The 21352-nt window shown below is 41.8% G+C and carries 21 protein-coding genes and 1 pseudogene; 20 read left to right on the forward strand and 2 right to left on the reverse strand.

The window, feature by feature from the left end:
* Window positions 1-13: 13 nt before the first annotated feature.
* From BMZ06_RS00095 to yajC, 14 genes and pseudogenes are all read left to right on the forward strand, one after another.
* Window positions 14-463, forward strand: coding sequence for an ACT domain-containing protein (locus tag BMZ06_RS00095; RefSeq protein WP_089748945.1), 450 nt, complete (start codon window positions 14-16; stop codon window positions 461-463).
* 14 nt (window positions 464-477) lie between these two features.
* The gene (gene pheA, locus BMZ06_RS00100) at window positions 478-1353 is read left to right on the forward strand and encodes a prephenate dehydratase (RefSeq protein WP_089748947.1); all 876 of its coding nucleotides are present in this window, start codon (window positions 478-480) and stop codon (window positions 1351-1353) included.
* A gap of 169 nt (window positions 1354-1522) precedes the next feature.
* Window positions 1523-1670: pseudogene (gene safA, locus BMZ06_RS21230) on the forward strand (SafA/ExsA family spore coat assembly protein); the annotation flags it as partial.
* A gap of 924 nt (window positions 1671-2594) precedes the next feature.
* Complete coding sequence (locus BMZ06_RS00110) at window positions 2595-3557, forward strand: phosphotransferase (protein ID WP_089748950.1); 963 nt, start codon at window positions 2595-2597, stop codon at window positions 3555-3557.
* A 32-nt stretch (window positions 3558-3589) separates the two neighbouring features.
* Entirely contained in the window at window positions 3590-4327 is a 738-nt protein-coding gene (nadE, locus tag BMZ06_RS00115; RefSeq protein ID WP_089748952.1) for an NAD(+) synthase, read from the forward strand.
* A 73-nt stretch (window positions 4328-4400) separates the two neighbouring features.
* Complete coding sequence (locus tag BMZ06_RS00120; RefSeq protein WP_089748954.1) at window positions 4401-4964, forward strand: YhcN/YlaJ family sporulation lipoprotein; 564 nt, start codon at window positions 4401-4403, stop codon at window positions 4962-4964.
* A 73-nt stretch (window positions 4965-5037) separates the two neighbouring features.
* A complete protein-coding gene (locus tag BMZ06_RS00125) occupies window positions 5038-5790 on the forward strand; it encodes a YebC/PmpR family DNA-binding transcriptional regulator (RefSeq protein WP_089748956.1) in 753 nt (250 codons plus the stop codon).
* Between the two features lie 80 nt (window positions 5791-5870).
* The gene (locus BMZ06_RS00130) at window positions 5871-6440 is read left to right on the forward strand and encodes a BofC C-terminal domain-containing protein (RefSeq protein ID WP_089748957.1); all 570 of its coding nucleotides are present in this window, start codon (window positions 5871-5873) and stop codon (window positions 6438-6440) included.
* A gap of 189 nt (window positions 6441-6629) precedes the next feature.
* A complete protein-coding gene (gene ruvA, locus BMZ06_RS00135) occupies window positions 6630-7247 on the forward strand; it encodes a Holliday junction branch migration protein RuvA (protein ID WP_089748959.1) in 618 nt (205 codons plus the stop codon).
* Window positions 7248-7265: 18 nt separating this feature from the next.
* Window positions 7266-8267 (forward strand): Holliday junction branch migration DNA helicase RuvB, encoded by a 1002-nt coding sequence (gene ruvB, locus BMZ06_RS00140; RefSeq protein WP_089748962.1) that lies wholly within the window; start codon window positions 7266-7268, stop codon window positions 8265-8267.
* A complete protein-coding gene (locus tag BMZ06_RS00145) occupies window positions 8264-8464 on the forward strand; it encodes a DUF2905 domain-containing protein (RefSeq protein ID WP_014643877.1) in 201 nt (66 codons plus the stop codon). Before ruvB ends, BMZ06_RS00145 begins: the two co-directional genes overlap by 4 nt.
* Before the next feature lie 19 nt (window positions 8465-8483).
* Entirely contained in the window at window positions 8484-9509 is a 1026-nt protein-coding gene (gene queA / locus BMZ06_RS00150) for a tRNA preQ1(34) S-adenosylmethionine ribosyltransferase-isomerase QueA (protein WP_089748964.1), read from the forward strand.
* A gap of 37 nt (window positions 9510-9546) precedes the next feature.
* Window positions 9547-10683: a tRNA guanosine(34) transglycosylase Tgt gene (tgt, locus tag BMZ06_RS00155; protein WP_175477752.1), complete on the forward strand. Its 1137-nt coding sequence runs from the start codon at window positions 9547-9549 to the stop codon at window positions 10681-10683.
* 15 nt (window positions 10684-10698) lie between these two features.
* Window positions 10699-10962, forward strand: a complete 264-nt coding sequence (yajC, locus tag BMZ06_RS00160; protein WP_089748968.1) for a preprotein translocase subunit YajC — start codon at window positions 10699-10701, stop codon at window positions 10960-10962.
* 45 nt (window positions 10963-11007) lie between these two features.
* Here yajC and BMZ06_RS00165 read toward each other — a convergent pair whose 3' ends face one another.
* Window positions 11008-11391, reverse strand: coding sequence for a TIGR04086 family membrane protein (locus BMZ06_RS00165; protein ID WP_089748970.1), 384 nt, complete (start codon window positions 11389-11391; stop codon window positions 11008-11010).
* 127 nt (window positions 11392-11518) lie between these two features.
* Between BMZ06_RS00165 and BMZ06_RS00170 the strand changes: the two genes are divergently transcribed.
* Both BMZ06_RS00170 and BMZ06_RS00175 read left to right on the forward strand, forming a co-directional pair.
* Entirely contained in the window at window positions 11519-12808 is a 1290-nt protein-coding gene (locus BMZ06_RS00170; protein WP_089748971.1) for an ArsB/NhaD family transporter, read from the forward strand.
* A 10-nt stretch (window positions 12809-12818) separates the two neighbouring features.
* Window positions 12819-13517 (forward strand): YetF domain-containing protein, encoded by a 699-nt coding sequence (locus tag BMZ06_RS00175; protein WP_425431741.1) that lies wholly within the window; start codon window positions 12819-12821, stop codon window positions 13515-13517.
* A gap of 22 nt (window positions 13518-13539) precedes the next feature.
* Here BMZ06_RS00175 and spoVB read toward each other — a convergent pair whose 3' ends face one another.
* Window positions 13540-15096, reverse strand: coding sequence for a stage V sporulation protein B (gene spoVB / locus BMZ06_RS00180; protein WP_089748976.1), 1557 nt, complete (start codon window positions 15094-15096; stop codon window positions 13540-13542).
* 476 nt (window positions 15097-15572) lie between these two features.
* Here spoVB and secDF point away from each other — a divergent pair, with 476 nt between their 5' ends.
* From secDF to BMZ06_RS00200, 4 genes are all read left to right on the forward strand, one after another.
* Window positions 15573-17849 carry a protein translocase subunit SecDF gene (secDF, locus tag BMZ06_RS00185; RefSeq protein WP_089748978.1) on the forward strand — a complete coding sequence of 759 codons (2277 nt, stop codon included), beginning with the start codon at window positions 15573-15575 and terminating at the stop codon, window positions 17847-17849.
* A 192-nt stretch (window positions 17850-18041) separates the two neighbouring features.
* Entirely contained in the window at window positions 18042-18371 is a 330-nt protein-coding gene (locus BMZ06_RS00190; protein WP_089748980.1) for a LapA family protein, read from the forward strand.
* A 57-nt stretch (window positions 18372-18428) separates the two neighbouring features.
* Complete coding sequence (recJ, locus tag BMZ06_RS00195) at window positions 18429-20756, forward strand: single-stranded-DNA-specific exonuclease RecJ (RefSeq protein ID WP_089748982.1); 2328 nt, start codon at window positions 18429-18431, stop codon at window positions 20754-20756.
* Window positions 20746-21258, forward strand: coding sequence for an adenine phosphoribosyltransferase (locus BMZ06_RS00200; RefSeq protein WP_014643866.1), 513 nt, complete (start codon window positions 20746-20748; stop codon window positions 21256-21258). Before recJ ends, BMZ06_RS00200 begins: the two co-directional genes overlap by 11 nt.
* Window positions 21259-21352: the final 94 nt, after the last annotated feature.

The raw sequence follows: 21352 nt of genomic DNA on the forward strand, positions 1-21352 counted from the left end.
GGGAGAGGATTGGATGACGGATTATAACGAAAAATTTTATTTAGTCCGTAGTGACATTCTCCCTGAAGCCATGAAAAAAACCATAGAGGCTAAAGCGCTATTAGAACGAGGTAAAGCTGAATCTATATTTGAAGCTGTTCAGCATGTAGGACTGTCAAGGAGTGCTTTTTATAAATATAGAGATGCTGTATTTCCTTTTCAGGCAATGGTAAAAGAGCAGATGATTACTCTTTTCTTTCATTTAGAAGACCGTGCCGGTACATTATCCAATTTATTGCGCACGGTGGCACAGTCCGGGTGCAATGTACTTACCATTCACCAGACGATACCATTACAGGGAAAAGCGAATGTTACCTTGTCACTGAATACGACTGGAATGGTTGGTTCAATAGAGAGGATGCTGCAGCAGCTTCATAAACTCGACTTTGTGGATAGAGTAGAAATTCTAAGTACGGGAGCTTAATTGGAGGGGAAGATATGGCGGAACAACGGATTGGGTATTTAGGACCTAAAGGAACATTTACAAAAATGGCTGTCGACGGCTTGTTCGATGGTGGTACTTATATTGGATATGAAAGCATACCAGCCTGCCTGGATGCAGTGGAAAACGGTGAGGTAGATACGGGAGTAGTTCCCCTTGAAAACGCTATTGAAGGGTCTGTCCACTTGACCATAGATTATTTGGTTCATCAGGTGAATCAGTCCATTATTGCTGAATTGACAGTACCGATTAAACAGCATTTGCTTGTGCATCCAGATCATCATAACCATGACCTTAAAAAAATTTACTCTCATAGTCATGCGATTGCTCAGTGTCACCAATATTTACACAAGAATTACCCGCAAGCAGAGCTTGAATATACTGCTTCCACCGGAAGGGCTGCTGAAATTGTAGCGGATATGGGGACTGGAGCAGCAGCGATTGGAAATCATCTGGCTGCAGAAGAGAATGGGTTGAAGATTCTTGCTGAGAACATTCATGACTACGATAATAACCATACGCGTTTCGCAGTAGTCCAAAAAAATCCTATGACATTAAAGGTAAAAGACCAATTCGTAACAAAGCAGAAGACCACAGTAATGGTAACGCTGCCTAAAGATTATGTGGGGGCTCTTCACCAGGTCCTGGCAGCCTTTGCCTGGAGAAAGATGAACTTATCAAAAATCGAATCAAGGCCAATGAAAACCGGGCTTGGCAACTACTTTTTCTTAATAGATGTTGATCAGCCATACGACCAGATCCTCTTTCCTGGAGTGCAGGCCGAACTAGAAGCTTTAGGGTGTCAGTTGAAAATTCTTGGGACTTATCCAAGTTACCAATTAGATATCCCTTCTCCTATTCGGAGAGCTTAATTTATGCCTCGTCGAAACCTTGTTTATATCAAGGTTTTGGCGAGGTTCTTTTTATTATTCAAAAGAAATATAGGCTTTTTCATCAATCTTTTGGCTTAAACTGCATAGAGTGTTATGAAGCTATTATTGCCTTTTTAGTTTTTAGATTCACAGGAAGGGAGTTGCAATGGTGAGAATTCACATTGTGCAAAAAGGGGATACACTCTGGAAGATTGCCAAAAAGTATGGGGTAGATTTTGAAGAATTGAAATCAGTTAATACCCAGCTTTCTAATCCTGATATGATCATGCCGGGTATGAAGATTAAGGTTCCGCAAGGCACGAAGCAAGTCAAGAAAGAAGCGCCTAAGCAGATGATGCCGAAGAAAGAAATGCCTTCCATGCCACCTTATAAAGACACATCACCTAAACCGATTCCTGTCATCAAAGAGGACGAGAAAAAGCCTGTCAAAAAAGGTGTTATGGATAAACCTATGATGCCTGTACAGCCTATTCAAATGAATATGCCGATTCAAATGCCAAGTATTGACCAGCAAATGCAAAATTATTACACGACTTTTCACTTACCTCAAATGCCAATGCCGAAAGCTCCGAAAGAAGAAGAAATGGCTTCTGAGGAATCGCCAAAAGACGGCGGGAAATCACATTATCAGGAGTCCTCTCAGCAGCCTTACTATCAGCCTATGCAACAGCAGCCCATGCAGCAGCCTATGCAACAGCCAATGCAACAGCCAATGCAACAACAGCCAATGCATCAACAGCCAATGCAGCCTCAATTGGTGCATACAGACTTTTATTGTTGCCCGCCTCATCCTGTAATGATGCCAGCTTATATGCCTATGCAGATGCCTTCCCAGCATAATATGCCTATGTACCCTCACCAGCAAGGCTATATGGGAGCAGAATATGAGGAAAGTTCCTCACCTATGGTCCAGGGAGCTCAAGCAGGAGGGGACTGCGGATGCAGCGGGGACGGTGCTGGGGGGCCTCAGGACTGGTCTCCGGCAATGGGATATGGAGGTCAGCCAATGTATCCGGGTTATCACCATCATGGCTACCCTCACCATGGTTACCCTCAAGGCTATGGTCCTATGCAATACCCAATGGGCGGTTGGGGACCGCATCAGGGCGGAGGCCCCTATGGAATGAGTCCGTACAGCATGCCACAATCGATGGGGAGTGATTACTCGCAGGCAGGGCCAATGGGACCTTATCAGGGTCCTTGGCGGGACGATGATGTAGATGAAAGTTGAGCATACAGAAGGCGATTCATATACGGATCGCCTTTTTCAATGGCTCTGGCAAGAAGAAAAATTACCTATTAGATTAGAAAAGGTAATTAAGCCTAAAGTTTATAAAGTCCGCTATAATGATCATCCGATGATATTAAAAGGATACAGGAGAGCGCAAACGTTAGAACAGCAGATCAACTTCTTTCAGGATTGGAACTATGCCTCAATCTCAGCTGCTCGTCCTCTGCCTTTTCAAGACAATATCTACACAAAAAGTAAGCTGGGGTGCGCGTGGGGGCTTTTTGAATGGGTCCAAGGTAAACATGCGGATTTTGACAATCATTATGATAGAGAAAAAGCTGTGCAAGTGCTGCAGCAATTTCATCGCACTACCAAAGGGATCGCTACTTTAGCTATCCCACGAGATCCACTTTATATTAAATGGGAAAGACGTTTGGAGCAATTTGAGGAAACGCAGGATGTCTTTTCAGAGTACAGAAAAAGAAGTATCTATCAAGAGCTTCGTTTAAACATGATCATCCAACTTGAACGCTTTTCTAATCATCCTTGGGGAGAAGTAGAAGAAAAGGCATGGGAAAATAACGAATGGCTGCACGGCGATGTCGCTCATCATAACTTTATAATTAATAATAAACATGAGATAAAACTAATTGATTTTGATTTGTTACACACCGGACCTCATCTATATGATCATATTCAATTGGGGCAGCGGTTTCTTCCTTATCTGGAGAATCAGCGAGCTTTACTTCTTCAGTATTTCAAGCACACTCCGGACCCTGACATTTGGCTAAAAGGAGTATTGGTTCCTGCCGATCTTCTCAGAGAGTGGTTGTACGGTTATAGACGATGTCTTAGGGGGGAAGTATCTTTTTCCAAGCATATAAAAAAATTAGAGAAAGCATGGGAAAGCCGGAGGAAGTTTGTCCGATATGCTGAACATATGCTAAGATAAAGTATCATATGTGTGAGAGGATGAACAATCCGGTGGAACATAAAGTTAATGAATTAGTTACATGGTTACGAGAACAAGTGGAACAGGCAAATGTAGAAGGCTTACTTGTAGGAGTGAGCGGGGGAATTGACTCCGCGGTAGTCGCAAACTTAATTAAACGCGCTTTTCCAGATCAGTCTCTTGGAGTGATTATGCCTTGTAAAAGTCAGGGAAGCGACCAAAAACACGCTGAAGTAGTGACTAACGCATGCGGTTTATCCTCGATAACAGTAGATTTGACTGAAACTCATGAAGTTATGTTTCAAACAATCAAAAGCCAACTCAAATCAGACGGAATCTTCGACGCTAACCAGGAAAAACTGGCAGACGCAAATTTACGTGCAAGGCTGCGTATGAGTACATTATATGCCATAGCTCAGAACCATAAATATTTAGTAGTAGGTACAGATAATGCTGCTGAATGGTACACCGGATACTTTACTAAATACGGGGATGGTGGAGTGGATCTCGTACCATTAGTTCACCTGCCAAAAGGTGAAGTGCGCGAAATGGCTGCTTATTTAGGCGTTCCTGATGAAATAATAAATAAACAGCCAAGTGCTGGGCTTTGGGAAGGTCAGACAGACGAAAATGAAATGGGAACAAGTTATAATAAAATTGATGCCTTCCTACGCGGCGAAGAAATTCCTGAAGAAGATAGAAAGATTATAGAGTCCATGCATAAAAAATCAGCTCACAAACGTAATCTTCCCCCTTCACCGCCTCAATAAGCTGTTGGGTAAAATTAACTGTTTAAAACATTCTCCTGAAACCATAGTAATGGTAAAAGGAGAATGTTTTTTTATGTGGAAATATTTTATGGTTCTAATGTTTACAATTTTACTAACGGCTGGATGTGGTGCACAGCCTGATGAGCAGACTGGAGACGAAACCACTTACTACGAACCCATCACCTATGGAGGGGACCCTGGCATCAAACGAAGAGGCCAGATTCCCACTGGAGAAGACAGCTGGTTCAAACGTACAGCAGAAGAAGAATTCCGTAACTCCAAATTTAAAGAAACCAACAGAGGGCATGATAATGCGTTTAACAACGAAGAGTCCATGACGATCATGAAGAAGGTTAATGAATTAGAAGAAGTCACGATGACTCAGGCTTTTACGGATGATAAGAAAGTGTATATCGCGGTGATGATTAATCCATATAACCGCAGAGATCAGTCCATTCCTAAAAAGGTTGAGGCAAAAGTCAAAGAAATCACAGATAAACCAATCATCATCTATACCAATAATAATAATTGGGATCACATGAAGGATTTGAACGCCAGGTTAAAAGCTTCGCAGGCTCCAGCTCAGCTAAAAAGTCAGATCAGAGATTTCTTTCAGCAAAACCAGACCGGTAAGTAAGTCGCTTTATTCTCACCGGGAAATTGTGGTATATTGATGAAGGAAAAGATTTGCTTTGGAGAGGAGAATGTCCATGGCTGGTCATTCAAAATGGAGTAATATAAAACGCCGAAAAGGCGCACAAGACGCCAAACGGGGTAAGCTTTTCATGAAGCTGGCAAGAGAGATATTCATGGCTGCCAGGCAAGGCGGCGGGGATCCAGAGATGAATCCCAATCTGCGCTTGGCTGTAGATAAAGCTAAATCAAATAATATGCCGAATGAAAATATCGATCGTGCCATTAAGAAAGCAACAGGTGATCTTGAAGGAGTAAACTATGAAGAGTACACCTATGAAGGCTATGGTCCTGGCGGTGTAGCTGTTATGGTTAAGGTATTAACAGATAATAAAAACCGGACCGCGGCAGACGTGCGGCATGCCTTTAATAAAAACGATGGAAATCTTGGTGAAAATGGCTGCGTCTCCTTTATGTTTGACCGCAAAGGCTATTTAGTGGTTGATCGCGGGGAAACAGAGGTGGACGAAGAAGAAATGATGCTTGAGGTAATCGAAGCCGGAGCGGAAGAAATGGAAACCACAGAGGATCAATTCGAAATTTACGCTGAACCTGAAACCTTTTCTGAAGTGAAGGCTTCGCTTGAAAAAAGCGGGTATTCATTTGTGACGAGTGAAGTTACGATGATTCCAGAAACGTACACGCCTCTGGATGAAGAGGGCGTAGAAAAGATGCTTAAATTAATTGATATGCTTGAGGATAACGATGATGTTCAAGAGGTATATCATAACTTAGATGCTGATGAAGCCATCTTAGAGAAATTATCTTAATCGCTGTCTTTCTATCATAATAACTTCTGTTCCTGGACATACTAGGGACAGAAGTTATTTTTTAGTTAGGGGGACCTGCGATGAATCGATGGTTATGGATTATACCGGCCAGTTTAATTTTTGCAGGATGGCAATGGTTTGCTGCGGAAGAAGAAGTCTCTCTTAGAGCAGAGGATTTATCTCATCAAAGAACGGTCATTAATAAAACACAAGAAAATGCTGTGGAAACTCTAGTGAATCCGGAACCTTTAACGATAAAGGTGGTATTGAAGCAAAATTATCTGGATGGTGTAACAGAGACCATTAATAAGGAAGAAACGATATGGTCTATGGTGGATTTCTGGTCGACTTATGAAGGATGGTCCATAGAATCTCAGGAGCTGGATCAGATTGTTTTCAAAAGACAAGTGGAAGATATCTCACCACTGACTAAGCAGCAGGGGTATTTTGGACTTACGGAAGATGGAGAACTGGCAGTATTTGAGGGCGCTCCCTCTCAAGGGAAGGTTATAGAATCCTTTAAACCTATCCCTATAGAACCATTAGAATCGAAGAGAAAGTCAGAATTGATAGATGGTATTAAAATTAAGGATGCCTCTCATTTTGAGCAAGTCGTTAAGCAGTATGCAGGAGAAGAACAGCCGCTATGAATGCTCATAGACGGCTGTTTTATTTTTGTGTAAGTTGGGAGCCTCGATTATTTTTGAAACAAGTTGATTAAATCTGGTTGAACACGGCAGGAATCTACATTTTTCTTCCGGTTCTGTCATGGGCGAACATGTGCTTGTGTGTTACAATAGAGAGTGCTAAGCAATACAGGTAAGAGAGGACTTCCAACTATGATTACTTATGTAAAAGGACAATTAAGCTTAATTGAAGATGCGTCTATAATTCTTGAAACAGGCGGTATCGGTTATGAGATTCTATGTGCTAACCCTTACAACTTTCAAGATTATTTAAACCGAGAGATCAAAGTTCATACATACCACTATATCCGAGAAGATCAACAAACATTATTTGGCTTCAGGAAAAAAGAAGATAAACAGCTGTTCGCCCAACTTTTAAATGTTTCTGGAATCGGTCCGAAGGGTGCTTTAGCTATACTTGGTACGGTAAGTGTGCCCGAGTTCGTCTCAGCTATTGAACAGGAAGACGATAAGTACTTAACTAAATTCCCTGGTGTCGGAAAAAAGACCGCGAGACAGATGATATTGGACTTGAAAGGCAAATTGATTGTATGGCTGCCTGATGAGCAGAATGAAGATACAATTTTCTATCAAGAGGAACTAACTTCAAAAGAAAAAAGAGAGCGTATAGAAGATGCACTTGAAGCATTAAAGGCTTTAGGATATACAGAAAAAGAAATTAAATTGGCACGAACAGAACTTCAAAAAACCAGTGAAGGCAGTGTTGATGATTATGTAAGACAAGGGTTACAGATATTGATGAAGTCATAACTGGAAGGGGGAACTAATGTGGAAGATCGAATGATTTCCGGCGAGTTGCAGGAGACAGATCAGGACATTGAACTTAGTTTGAGACCGGAAACGCTCAAACAGTATATTGGTCAGGACCAGACTAAACGAAATCTGCATATTTTTATTGAAGCAGCAAAGATGAGAGAAGAACCTCTGGACCATGCACTTCTCTACGGCCCTCCTGGACTCGGGAAAACGACGCTTGCTTCTATTATTGCCAATGAAATGGGGGTGCAGTTCAGGACAACGGCTGGACCTGCCATTGAGAGGGCGGGAGATCTGGCGGCAATTTTATCTTCACTGGAGCCTGGGGATGTTCTTTTTATAGATGAAATTCATCGATTACCAAGATCGGTAGAAGAAGTGCTCTACCCGGCCATGGAAGACTTCTGTTTGGACATTGTAGTAGGCAGCGGCCCCAGTGCAAGATCAATGCGCCTTGATCTGCCTCCATTTACTCTGGTCGGAGCCACCACAAGGGCCGGTTTGTTATCGGCTCCGCTTCGAGACCGATTCGGTGTTCACAGCAGGTTAGAATATTATGAAACAGAAGCTTTATGTTCGATTGTAGAGAGGACGGCAGATATTTTTCATGTGGAAATTGATCTTAATGCTGCTGTGGAAATTGCCCGGCGTTCGAGAGGAACACCGCGTATTGCCAACCGATTATTTAAACGGGTGAGGGATATAGCTCAGGTCAAAGGTGAATCCGTGATCTCTCTCGAAACGACACAAGAAGCGCTAGAAATGCTTCAAGTAGACGCTGAAGGACTCGATTATATAGACCACAAGCTTTTAAAAGGCATTATGGATGGGTTTCGAGGTGGACCAGTGGGGCTTGATACTATTTCGGCTACAATTGGAGAAGAGTCTCAGACTATTGAGGATGTGTACGAGCCGTTTCTTCTTCAAATTGGATTTATACAAAGAACTCCGCGTGGACGTGTCGTAACACCTAAAGCATACGCTCACTTCCATAGGGAGGTGCCCGGAACTTGACTGGGTTCGGAAAAATATTTATTGTTATAGGGATTGTATTTATCGTGATAGGACTTTTATGGAGTTTTGTTGGCAGACTTCCAGGTGATTTGTCTTTTAAAAAAGGGAATACAACCTTTTATTTTCCAATTATGACGTCCATTGTTGCGAGTATTGTTCTATCACTTATATTTTATATTATTGGTAAAATACGCTAAGGAAGAATAGGGGATTTAAATGGATATTAAGCAGTATGATTTTGAACTGCCCGAAGAGCTTATTGCTCAGGTTCCGCTTCAGGATCGTTCTTCTTCACGCCTCATGGTTTGCGACCGGAGCGCTGAAACAATAGAACATTACCATTTTTCAGATATTGAACGGCTATTAAAGCCAGGCGACTGCCTCGTTTTAAATGATACACGCGTACTCCCGGCAAGGCTATTTGGAGCAAAAGAAGACACGGGAGGAAAAGTAGAGGTTCTTCTCCTTCATCAGGATTCGAAAGACGAGTGGGATGTACTTATCAAACCTGCTAAAAAAGTAAAACCAGGTTCTCGTATTGTGTTCGGGGACGGACAGTTAATAGCCGAATGCACGGAGCTTCAAGAGCATGGAGGAAGAAAAGTCAGGTTCTCTTATGAGGGGATTTTTATGGAGGTACTGGAATCCCTTGGTGAGATGCCGCTTCCCCCTTATATTAAGGAGCAGCTGTCGGACAGGGAACGTTACCAGACTGTATATGCGAAGGAAGAAGGATCTGCAGCAGCACCTACTGCCGGACTTCATTTTACTAATGAACTACTTGAAAACCTTCAAGCTTCCGGTGTAACTATAGCCTATCTCACCCTTCATGTCGGCCTTGGAACCTTCCGTCCTGTTAGTGTCGATAAGGTGGAAGACCACGATATGCATGCTGAGTTCTACCAAGTATCTCAAGAAACGGCTGACCAATTGAATCAGGTGAAAAAACAGGGAGGTCGAATTATCTCTGTAGGTACAACTTCCACAAGGACTTTGGAAACAATCATCCGTGATTACGGTACTTTTCAGGAAGCTAGCGGATGGACGGATATATTTATCTATCCACCCCAAAAGCTGAAAGCGATTGACGGACTGATTACTAATTTTCATCTGCCTAAATCCACGCTGATTATGCTTGTCAGTGCCTTTGCGGGTCGTGATTTTGTTCTGGAAGCATATGCTAGAGCTGTGGAGAATAAGTATCGATTTTTCAGCTTTGGAGATGCGATGCTGATTATTTAGTTAGATTATTGCTTGAAGTGGAGAAAGGAAAGAAATAATGGCAATCACATATGAATTAATTAAAACATGTAAACAAACTGGTGCACGTCTCGGCAAAGTTCATACCCCTCACGGATCATTTGAAACTCCAATGTTCATGCCGGTAGGTACGCTTGCAACGGTAAAAACGATGAGTCCCGAGGAACTTGAGCAAATGGGAGCTCCAATTATACTTTCTAACACGTACCATTTGTGGCTGCGTCCCGGGGAAGATATCGTTGAAGAAGCAGGAGGTCTTCATTCTTTCATGAACTGGAATGGATCGATCCTTACAGATTCAGGAGGATTTCAAGTATTCAGCTTAAGTGACTTGAGACAGATTGAAGAAGAAGGTGTGCATTTCCGTAACCATATCAGCGGAGAGAAGTTATTTCTTTCACCTGAGAAAGCCATGCAGATCCAAAATTCACTTGGTGCTGATATTATGATGGCTTTTGATGAGTGTCCTCCGTACCCGGCCGAGCATGACTATATGAAAAAGTCAGTGGAGCGGACCAGTCGTTGGGCTGAACGATGCCTGGAAGGCCACCAGAGACCTCATGATCAGGGGCTATTTGGGATTATCCAAGGAGGAGAATATGAAGATTTGCGCCGCCAAAGCGCAAGAGATCTTACTTCAATGGATTTCCCAGGTTATGCTATTGGAGGGCTTTCCGTTGGTGAGCCGAAAGATGTTATGAACCGAGTGCTTGATTTTACGGCTCCTCTCCTGCCTGATGAAAAACCACGTTATTTAATGGGAGTAGGCTCACCCGATTCACTAATTGACGGAAGCATGCGGGGCATAGATATGTTTGATTGTGTTCTGCCGACCCGGATTGCACGTAATGGTACATGTATGACTTCTAATGGCCGATTGGTTGTCCGTAATGCAAAATTCGCCCGGGATTTTCGCCCGATTGATGAAAATTGTGACTGCCATACGTGCCGCAATTACAGCCGCGCGTACATCAGACATCTTGTTAAATCAAGTGAAACATTTGGCTTTAGATTAACTACTTATCATAACCTGTATTTTCTGTTAAAATTAATGAGGCAAGTGCGTGAAGCCATTAAAGAAGATCGACTCGGAGACTTTAGAGAAGAATTCTTTGAACAATATGGTTTCAATAAACCAAATGCGAAGAACTTTTAGAAGGGGGGAAATTAAATGGATACATTAGTCGGTTTATTACCAATTATTCTAATGTTTGTCATTTTCTATTTCCTATTAATTCGTCCGCAGCAAAAGAAACAGAAAAAAGTACAACAAATGCAGGCGGACTTGCAAAAAGGCGATAGAATCATCACAATCGGAGGTCTCCATGGTACGGTCCATGCTATAGATGAAGGATCTCTAGTTATTACGGTACAGGATGGAACGCAAATGAAATTCGATCGTTCATCTGTTCGTGAGAAACTAAATCAGGACTAATGATTACAATCCCGCTGTATTTGCAGCGGGATTTCTCATGTTCAATTATCTTTTTGCCGTTCGTCTTGGCAAATTGACCCCAATCATACCTCCGAGCCAGGCTGCTAGAACCAATCCTCCGAAATAACTGAGCTGCGGCAGTGATATCCATTGGTTCTCAAAAATGATTTGGAATAAAGCCATAGCCGCTACGAAAATTAGACCTGTCATAACCCCGGAAAGCCACCCCTTCTGCTCTCCTTTGTAAGCAGCCATCATTCCACCAAATGCTAAAATACTTAAACCGGTGATCAGGGCTGCTTGATTAAGGGTTTGATATTCCATAGATGTAAAACGAAGGAAAAGAGCCAGTACAGCCGCTGAAATAATCATGAGTAGAAGAATAGAGCCGATTCCATATCCAAGGACGCCCTGCGTAAATTTTTTCATAAAATAAATCCCCCTTCTTAAGCTTGTCATTAACACTATATGCATGTTTAAGCCTTAGATAGAAGTAGATATTTTCCTACTTACTTGAATACGTATAGAGTAAAGACCTTATAAAAGGGGAAGGTGTATGGCAACTCTACTTGCATTACTCATATTCGTAGCGAGCTATGTTTTAATTATGACGGAGAAGTGGAATCGGGCACTTGTAGCCTTAGCCGGCGGTGTTCTTCTATTAGTGACGAAAGTGTACGAGTGGGAGGAGGCATTTGGGTTTATTGATTGGGAGACAGTGGCTTTGCTTTTTTCTATGATGGTGCTGGTTTCCATTACGAAAAAAACCGGCGTATTTACCTATATGGCTATTCGTTTAGCTCAGATGGTGAAAGGACGTCCTATACCTTTGCTTGCCGTAAGTGCAATATTTACTGCTGTTGGCTCTGCCTTTTTAGATAACGTAACAACCGTTCTGCTATTCGTTCCTGTACTCCTTACATTAATTGACCGATTACAACTTCCGGCTTTTCCTTATTTACTTGTTACGATATTCAGCTCAAATATCGGCGGGACTGCGACTTTGATCGGTGATCCACCTAACATTATGATAGGACAGGCGGTAGAGCATTTTAGTTTTCTATCCTTTATTTATCATTTAGGTCCAGTGGTGCTCGTGATTTTTGGATCTGTGTTAACTATCTTACTGCTTATATTCCGCAAGCAATTAATCTACAATCCGGAACTAGCTGCTGCTCTTTTGGAAATGGACGCGCGTGAACATCTAAAGGTCTCCCGTTTATTATTCCAGTCCGTTTCTGTACTGATTTTAACCATCATGGGTTTTATGATGCATCCATTTGTACATATGGATATTACCACCATTGCTGTCAGCGGAGCTTTATTACTCTTGTTTTTAACTGACAAAGAGCTCGATGTTGAACACGTTTTTCAAGAGGTGGAGTGGGTAACCTTATTCTTCTTCATGGGGTTGTTTATGCTGGTAGGCGGCTTAGAAACAGTCGGTGTTATTGATGAACTGGCCCGTATGATGGTGTGGGTTTCTGGAGGGGATCTGCCTATTACTTCAATGGTCATGTTATGGAGTGCGGGTTTGCTTTCAGGGGTAGTAGACAATATTCCGTTTGTGGCAGCTATGATTCCAGTTGTGCAGGAGCTCCAGGGTTACGGAATGATGAATGTGGATCCTATATGGTGGTCACTTGCTTTAGGTGCATGTCTTGGAGGGAATGGAACGCTGGTGGGCGCATCGGCGAATGTTGTGGTAGCGGGTATAGCTGCGAGTCACCGTCAGCCCATACCGTTTCTTAAATTTTCAATTTATGGAATTCCTGTCCTGATTTTATCTTTATTGATCGCGTCCATTTACGTTTACTTTAGATATTTGCTTCCCTTTTCATCATAAAAAAGTAAGAATGGGTCATCTTATAAGAGAGTATCCTCTTGAAAGGTCGTGGGCACGAGTGGCTTTCCTGGCTCTTATATTAAGAACCCTTCTTACCTATTTAATTATTCTATTTGTGTTTCGATTTATGGGCAAAAGAGAAATCGGTGAACTGAGTGTCATGGATTTGGTTGTTTTTATTATGCTCGCTGAAATCGGAGTGTTTTTAATTGAACAACCTGATTCTTCGATCTGGAAATCAGTCGTCCCAATGGCGGTGTTATTAATTATACAACTCGGCAGTGCCTGGATATCATTAAAGAATCAGAGGTTTAGAACATGGTTTGATGGAAAGCCTTCTGTTATCATTAAACACGGTAAAGTAGACGAATACGAGATGAAACGGCAGCGCTATAATTTTAATGATTTACTTATACAATTGCGTGAACATGGGATTCAACAAGTAAATGATGTAGCTTATGCTATCTTAGAACCTTCAGGTAAACTCTCGGTTTTTGAAAAAGATGATCAGGGTCATTCCTCATATGCTGTAGTCCTCGTCGCGGATGGAGAAATTCAATATAGCGGATTGAAAAACGTACGTAAAAATAAGAACTGGCTTTTAAATGAACTTAAAAAACAGGGATATGATTCTGTAGATAAAGTTTCTTTATGTACTATTAATGAGGAAGGCGAAGTTTCTATAGATGAAAAAAATCAATTTCAATAAAATAACCGCTTTCTATAAGCGGTTATTTTTTATGAAAGATTTTCTTCCACGGTATCAACTTCCACTCGTCTTTGCGTAAAAGTTTGAATAGAAACAGAAGTGCCAGATAAAGAAGCGTAAGGATGAAACCCATCCATAGGAGCTGTGGAATCGGCCTGCTTTCATGAAGCAGGTACTGCTTCATTGTGAAACCAACGTAGCCGGTAATACCAACAACCAGTGCGAAACGGATAAACATGTCCAGTGGGAGGGTCATGACTTTGTGTTTAATAAGTACTCCAAGATGCAGAAGAGTAACAACAACAACGCCTACTACCATAGCTATGGCCACACCGTGAATTCCAAACTCGGGGCGGGAGCTTAAACTGACTAATACAATAAATTTAATAATCGAACCAATTAGCGTGTTCCACATCGCGGGCTGTGCTAAATCTAATGCTTGCAAAGTAGCCTGCAGCGGTGACTGAATGTAATGCAGCAAGAAAAATGGAGCCATAAACTGAAGCATAAAAGCAGCTTGGCTGGTACCGTACACCGTCATGAGGATAACGGCAGGGAAAATCATGAAAACGACTGTAATGACGCCTCCGGAAGCTAATGAAAGGCGGATGGACTGCATAATTCGGTACTGAATGGTTTCTTTTTTACCTACAGCCGCTGCTTCACTAATTGAAGGAACAAGGGCAGTTGAAAGAGCATGGGTTAAAAAAGTAGGTAAGAAAAGCAAGGGAAGTACATATCCAGTGAGTTCCCCGTATAGTTTAGTTGATTCTGTTGCAGCGAAGCCAGCTATAGCAAGACTCTGGGCAACAAGAATGGGTTCAAAGAAATAGGTAAGGGAACCGATAAAGCGGCTGCCCGTGGTAGGAAGCGCGATAGCCATTAACTCTTGAAAAGTTTGTCTTCCTTTCCCCACGTGTTTTTTCCAGGTCTTGCGCAGTTTAAACGATTTTTGCAGATTGAACTGTCTCAGCATATAAATCAATGAAACGAATTCACCTAAAACCACGGCCGCCATAGCTCCTGCTGCGGCATATTCGACACCATAAGGATAAAGGAGTTTAGTTAAAACTAGTACTCCTCCGATACGGACTACCTGCTCAATAACTTGAGACAGAGCCTGAGGCTTCATATTCTGTCTTCCTTGAAAATAACCTCGAATTACCGACGCAACAGCAATGATGGGTATAATCGGTGTGACCACTAATAAAGGAAAAAGAGCACGCGGGTCAGTTAGAAAATAGGAAGCGATAACAGGGGCAAGTATAAATAAAGCGCCTGTAAAGATAATACTTAAGGAACCGGTAATCGATAAGGAGACTATTAAGATACTTTTAATTTTCTTCTCATTACCTGTGGCTTCAGCTTCCGATACGCGTTTTGATATAGCTACAGGAAGACCGAACTGTGTAATGGTAATGGCAAGAATCAGAGTAGGCAGGGCCATCATATAAAGCCCTACTCCTTCGGCTCCCATCACACGAGCAACAACAATCCGGTTGATAAACCCAAGCAGACGAGTGACCAGCCCCGCAGCTATCAGGATGAGGGCCCCATGTAAAAAGGTTTGCTTAGACATAAAAACAATCCGCCTTCTCAAAGTATTAAAATTCAGCTACAATGAAGTATATGCTTAGCCTTGGACAAGGCATGACAAAGGTTTAGAATTAACGAGAAGAGAGGGCGGGGACAGGAAAATAGTAAAAAATTTTCATAATAGATCAATGATTAGAAGCCGCCAAAAATTGTGCGAAGTTGTTCAAAAATATGATCACTCTTTTGTTACATAGATGATGGATTGCCTCGCACGCTCTATAAACAGCTTGATTAGAGAATAAGGATCGAAATATCACATAACACAGGGTGGATAGAATTCTTAACTGGACCATAGAAACGACTTTGGATGTTGTCAAAAATAAAAATAGTAGTAAAATTGGTACGGATAGACAAACAACGAAACCCTGACAACTTAGGAAACAGACACGTACTTACTGCAAGTACATAAGTTTTTCAAAAATGAACAGGCGGGCAAGATTAAAGGAGGAAATGAACGTTATGGTGAAACGGGGGCGTATCGTCGCCTTTTTTCTAGTAGTGCTTCTATTAGCGGCTACAATAGGGACGACTGTAACAGGTGTAACTAAAAATATAAACTTAGGACTGGATCTGCAGGGTGGATTTGAAATCCTGTATGATGTGGAGCCTTTGAACGAAGACCAGGAAGTTAACGATAATGTCCTGGAAGCGACCGTTGAATCCCTGAACAGACGAGTGAATACCCTGGGGATTAGTGAAACGAATATTTCCATTGAAGATGGCGGACGTATCCGAGTTCAACTCGCTGGAATTCAAGATCAGCAGGAAGCCCGGGATTTACTGGCTACTACAGCTGAACTTTCTTTCCGCGGCGCGAATGGAGAAGAATATTTAGATGGATCAGACCTGGTGGAGGGAAGCGCCCAGCAAACCTATGATCAGAACAATGCTCCGGCTGTTTCTCTTGGCGTAAAAGATCCTGGTAAATTTTATGATGTTTCTGAAGAGGTTGTTAATACCCCTGATGATCCAAATACGCCTTATCCAGAGGATGTGCTGGTTATATGGCTTGATTATGATGAAGAAACGTCCTTTGCTGAAGAGTATGGAAAGGCCGATCCGGCTTATCTATCAGCACCAAGATTTCCAGATGGACCAGTTAGAAGTTCCACTGTACAGATTACAGGGGACTTTACAGTAGAGTCAGCGAAAGAACTAGCGGATCTCTTAAATGCAGGTTCCCTTCCAGTAAATCTGGAAGAAACCTATTCTACCTCAGTAGGAGCTCAATTCGGTGAACAGGCGATGAATAAAACGATCGTGGCTGGTGCCATTGGTATAGCTACTATTTTCTTATTCATGATGGCTTATTACCGCTTTCCAGGAATCATAGCGGTTGTGACATTGACCGCATATGTTTATCTAATATTAGTGGTCTTTGAAGCCATGAACGGGGTGCTAACCCTCCCAGGGATAGCTGCTCTTATACTCGGTGTAGGTATGGCGGTTGATGCCAATATTATTACCTATGAAAGAATTAAAGAGGAATTAAAAGCCGGCAAATCAGTGATGTCAGCTTTTAAAGCTGGTAATAAACGTTCTCTAGCTACCATTCTCGATGCGAACATTACCACACTGATCGCAGCTACTGTCCTTTTCATCTTTGGGACAAGTTCTGTAAAAGGCTTTGCTACGATGCTGATTGTAAGTATTTTAGTCAGCTTCATTACCGCTGTATATGGAACGCGTCTTCTTATGGGGCTATGGGTCAAGAGCCGCTTTTTAAATAAACGGCCTAAGTGGTTCGGTGTGAAGCAGGAAGATATTCATTCTCTTGAGGATGGCGAAGAAGTTGAAGCAACGGTTATGAACCGTAGGTTTGACTTTGTTGGTTTAAGGAAAAGGTTCTTTGCAATTTCCATTATCTTGATTGCAGCCGGTATTCTGGCTCTTGCTGTTTTCCGTCTGAACCTGGGTATTGATTTTACAAGCGGCTCAAGGGTCTCCATTTTATCTGATGGAAATATCAATGCTTCACAAGTTGAGGAGACCATGGAAGAAGAGTTTAACGTTATCCCTAAGAAAGTAGTAATATCGGGAGACAATGATGAAATTGCTGTGGCTCGTTTTGACAGCGAATTAAGTAAAGATAAAGTTGGAGAAATTCAAAGTTACTATGAAGATGAATTCGGCAATACGCCAAACGTAAGCACGGTATCCCCTGTAGTTGGTCAGGAGTTAGCTAAGAATGCAGCATTGGCTGTTTTGTATGCATCTATCGGGATTATTATTTATGTAACCATTCGATTTGAGTTTTTCTTTGCAATGACAGCTATCATAGCCCTGCTTCACGATGCTTTCTTTATCATTGCCCTCTTTAGTCTTACAAGGCTTGAGTTTGATATTACAATTATAGCTGCGATCTTAACGATTGTCGGTTATTCAGTTAACGATACCATCGTTACGTTTGACCGGATTCGTGAAAACTTGAAGCTTAAGAAGAAGGTCAAGTCCTTTAAAGAACTCGCTAAAGTTGTGAACGACAGCTTGATGCAGACATTAGCCAGAAGTATTAATACGGTGATCACCGTAATATTCGCAGCAATAATGCTTATGTTATTTGGAGCCTCGTCGATTACAAACTTCGCCTTTGCTCTTGTAGTAGGACTACTTGCAGGAACGTATTCTTCCTTATTTATTGCCTCACAGCTATGGCTGATCTGGCGTGGGAAGAACATCAAAGATAATCCGATTCAGTTTGTTAAGAAGAAGAAAACAGATGGACCTCAAGTGTGACCAAATGAAGCAGCCTCATCTACGGATGAGGCTGCTTTTTTGATTGAGAATTAGCAAATTTGGGTATAGTTAAATGAATAGTATTATTGATCTAAAAAGCTTTATAAATGACTTTTGGTTTATAAAAGCAAGATTAAACGATCAATTTCTGGCTTTTAAAAACAGATAAGTATGATAAAAGGAGGAAAAAACGTGAAAGGGCAATCTTACATTATTTTTGCACTTATTTTTGCTTTAATTATTGCTATATTTGCTGTGATCAATGTGGAACCTGTACAAGTTAATTATATGTTTGGGACAGGTGAAGCGCCTTTAATCCTGGTTATCTTAATATCCGTTCTATTAGGCGGGCTTGCTACGGCGTCTGTAGGAGCCGTTCGTTACTTTAAGTTAAAGAGAGAAAATCGTTCTTTGAAGCAAAAAGTCAATCAATCTACCGAGTCTGCACCTTCTACTGGTATTGGGGAAGACCCTGAAGCAATTGATTCTAACGAAGATAATGAGAATAGAAATGTTACGTAAAAGTCGTTTGCCACCCCTCGTCCCCTCTTGTATAATAGATGGGTCAGGGGTGAACTTATGATACAAAGTAAGATGAAATGGCAGTTTACATATAATGATAATGTTGAAGGATTTGAGGTTCAGAAAGGTCTGACCCCTTTAACACAGCAAATGCTTGAGAAGCGGGGCATTATAGAGCCGGACGCCGTTGAGCAGTTTTTGAACCCTTCTATTAACTATTTACATGATCCATTCCTAATGGAAGGGATGGATAAAGCAGTAAAACGAGTTAAAGCTGCAATTGATCGTCAAGAGTCCATTCTTGTTTTTGGAGACTACGACGCGGATGGTGTTAGCTCAACGACTTTAATGATTGAGGCTTTAAGAGAAGCTGGCGCTAATTGTGATTTTTATATACCCAACCGTTTTACAGAGGGCTATGGACCAAATGAAGAAGCCTTCTTATTCGCGAAGGATTCTGGATATTCCGTAATCATTACGGTTGATACGGGAATTGCAGCCATTCATGAAGCGGAAGTAGCTAAACAACTGGGAATGGATCTGATTATAACCGATCACCATGAAGTTCAAGAAGTATTACCAGATGCCTATAGCATCATTCACCCAAAAACCTCCAGCCGCTATCCATTCCAGGAATTGGCGGGGGTAGGTGTTGCTTTTAAATTTGCGGAAGCTTTACTAGGAAGATTTCCTAAGGATTATCTGGATCTGGTCGTCATTGGGACCATTGCCGATCTGGTTCCGCTTCAGGGAGAGAACCGAGTACTGGCTTCGATGGGCCTTTCGGCTATTTCCCAATCAAAACGCCCAGGAGTACAGGCTTTGCGTGAAGTTTGCGGCATTGAAGGTGAGATGAATGAAGAAACGATTGGATTTACCATCGGTCCTCGTATGAATGCTGTAGGACGATTGCAAGACGCTACTCCGGCAGTGGAATTGCTTCTTTCTAATGAGAGGGAAGAGGCTCAGCAGATCGCTTCATTTATTAATCAAATTAATCAGGAACGTCAGAAAATAGTGGCAGAGATTGCCAAAGAGGCAGAAGAGCTGCTATCTTCAAGGTCTGAGGATCTTGAAAACGTAATCGTGGTTGCTAAAGAAGGTTGGAACCCGGGAGTCTTAGGGATCGTTGCTTCTAAACTTGTGCGTCAATTCGACAGACCTGCTATTGTTCTGGGAATTGACCCTGAAAAGGGAGAAGCAAAAGGTTCTGCTCGAAGTATCGATGCGTTTGATCTCTTTGCTAATTGTATGGAAGTCAGGGACCGTTTTCTTCATTTTGGAGGTCATGCTCAAGCGGCAGGAATGACTTTAGAAGTAGAGAAAATTGACGAACTAAGAACAGCACTAAACGATCTTGCAGAGCAGAAGTTAACGGAGGATGACTACCAGCAAGTATTGGATATTGAAGCCACTCTTGAACTGGGTGACATCTCTATAAAACAGATAGAAGAAATCGATCAACTCCGGCCTTTTGGGATGGGGAATCCTAAACCGCTGTTTCACTTGAAGCATACTCCTAAAGAGCTCAGGCTGATTGGAAGTAAAAAAAATCATTTGAAATTGCAATTTCAAAAAGAACAGTCACGAGTAGATGGTATTGCCTTCGGTATGGGCGATGTTTATCCGCACCTGACTCCCTCAGACCCTTTAGAGGTAGTGGGAGAATTGGGAATTAACGAATGGAATGGTCGAAAAAACCTTCAGATTATGGTTAAAGATTTACGAGTGAATGACTGGCAGTTATTTGATCTGCGGGGATCAAAGCATGTGGAGAAAAAACTTGCAATACCTGCAAATGAGTATTATGCAGCGATATCATTTCAAGGAGAACTTAATGCACCTCACGATATTCCTGTGTACACTCCGGAAGAAATTACTGAGGGTGACATGATTGATGGACTATTGCTATTAGATTTACCTGAGCGGATAAGTCAATTAGAGGAACTTCTCAGCCGTGTTTCTGTAAGTAAAGTTTTTGCCTGTTACCGTCTGGAAGAAAGTACCTTTTTAAAAACCTGGCCGACCCGTGATCATTTTAAGTGGTTTTATGGTATGCTGTTGAAGCGTAAGGAATTCAACCTGAAACAGGAAGGTGAACAGCTGGCTAAGAGAAAAGGCTGGGATCAATCTATGGTTGAATTTATTTCGAAGGTGTTTTTTGAACTTGAATTTGTTAGAATAAAAGATGGAATTGTAACGATAAATTCAAAACCTTCGCAGAAGGATTTAAAAGAATCTACCTTATATAAAGAGCGTGAAGAGCGTTTATACATGGAACAAATCTTGTATTATTCCACTTACAAGGAGTTAAAAGAATGGTTCAATAATTATTTGAACCAGAGTTCCAAGCATTCCAAGGAGGAAGTAGTTAATGGATTATAAAGAACATATCGCTATTGTAGAAAACTGGCCTAAAGAAGGCATTCAATTCAAGGATATTACACCTTTGATGGACAACGGTCCGGCATTTAAATCAGCGGTTGACGATATCGTTGACTATGCGAAAGATAAAGAGATAGACATCGTAGTTGGACCTGAGGCACGCGGATTTATTGTCGGCTGTCCTGTTTCCTACGCTTTAGAAATTGGTTTTGCTCCTGTCCGTAAAGAAGGGAAGCTTCCAAGAGAGACGATTAAAGTAGATTATGGACTTGAATATGGCAGTGACATCCTTACGATTCATAAAGACGCTATTAAACCAGGTCAGCGTGTTATGATTGTAGATGATCTCCTTGCCACGGGGGGCACAATTGAAGCGACGATTAATCTCGTAGAACAGCTGGGCGGAGTGGTTGCCGGCTGTGCTTTCCTGATAGAACTTACGTATTTAGATGGACGCAGTAAGCTTGATGGGTACGATGTATTAACATTAATGCAATACTAACTTAGAAAGAGTGCCCTCAATTAGGGCGCTCTTTGTTTTACAGGTGAGGGGGCAGCATCTATCTCTTTACATTTCATCTGCTTTTTTTGATAAT

It is taken from the genome of Halobacillus alkaliphilus, assembly GCF_900113125.1.
In the GTDB taxonomy this organism is placed as follows: Bacteria; Bacillota; Bacilli; order Bacillales; family Halobacillaceae; genus Halobacillus; species Halobacillus alkaliphilus.

What these genes read in the sequence shown, in the direction of transcription:
- BMZ06_RS00120 (WP_089748954.1), top strand. Translation starts at nt 4,401, where the DNA reads ATGTGGAAATATTTTATGGTTCTAATGTTTACAATTTTACTAACGGCT.
- BMZ06_RS00130 (WP_089748957.1), top strand. Translation starts at nt 5,871, where the DNA reads ATGAATCGATGGTTATGGATTATACCGGCCAGTTTAATTTTTGCAGGA.
- spoVB (WP_089748976.1), bottom strand. Translation starts at nt 15,096, where the DNA reads ATGTCTAAGCAAACCTTTTTACATGGGGCCCTCATCCTGATAGCTGCG.
- queA (WP_089748964.1), top strand. Translation starts at nt 8,484, where the DNA reads ATGGATATTAAGCAGTATGATTTTGAACTGCCCGAAGAGCTTATTGCT.
- yajC (WP_089748968.1), top strand. Translation starts at nt 10,699, where the DNA reads ATGGATACATTAGTCGGTTTATTACCAATTATTCTAATGTTTGTCATT.
- BMZ06_RS00125 (WP_089748956.1), top strand. Translation starts at nt 5,038, where the DNA reads ATGGCTGGTCATTCAAAATGGAGTAATATAAAACGCCGAAAAGGCGCA.
- BMZ06_RS00175 (WP_425431741.1), top strand. Translation starts at nt 12,819, where the DNA reads ATGGGTCATCTTATAAGAGAGTATCCTCTTGAAAGGTCGTGGGCACGA.
- secDF (WP_089748978.1), top strand. Translation starts at nt 15,573, where the DNA reads ATGGTGAAACGGGGGCGTATCGTCGCCTTTTTTCTAGTAGTGCTTCTA.
- tgt (WP_175477752.1), top strand. Translation starts at nt 9,547, where the DNA reads ATGGCAATCACATATGAATTAATTAAAACATGTAAACAAACTGGTGCA.
- BMZ06_RS00200 (WP_014643866.1), top strand. Translation starts at nt 20,746, where the DNA reads ATGGATTATAAAGAACATATCGCTATTGTAGAAAACTGGCCTAAAGAA.
- BMZ06_RS00095 (WP_089748945.1), top strand. Translation starts at nt 14, where the DNA reads ATGACGGATTATAACGAAAAATTTTATTTAGTCCGTAGTGACATTCTC.
- BMZ06_RS00165 (WP_089748970.1), bottom strand. Translation starts at nt 11,391, where the DNA reads ATGAAAAAATTTACGCAGGGCGTCCTTGGATATGGAATCGGCTCTATT.
- BMZ06_RS00110 (WP_089748950.1), top strand. Translation starts at nt 2,595, where the DNA reads ATGAAAGTTGAGCATACAGAAGGCGATTCATATACGGATCGCCTTTTT.
- pheA (WP_089748947.1), top strand. Translation starts at nt 478, where the DNA reads ATGGCGGAACAACGGATTGGGTATTTAGGACCTAAAGGAACATTTACA.
- recJ (WP_089748982.1), top strand. Translation starts at nt 18,429, where the DNA reads ATGATACAAAGTAAGATGAAATGGCAGTTTACATATAATGATAATGTT.
- BMZ06_RS00170 (WP_089748971.1), top strand. Translation starts at nt 11,519, where the DNA reads ATGGCAACTCTACTTGCATTACTCATATTCGTAGCGAGCTATGTTTTA.
- ruvA (WP_089748959.1), top strand. Translation starts at nt 6,630, where the DNA reads ATGATTACTTATGTAAAAGGACAATTAAGCTTAATTGAAGATGCGTCT.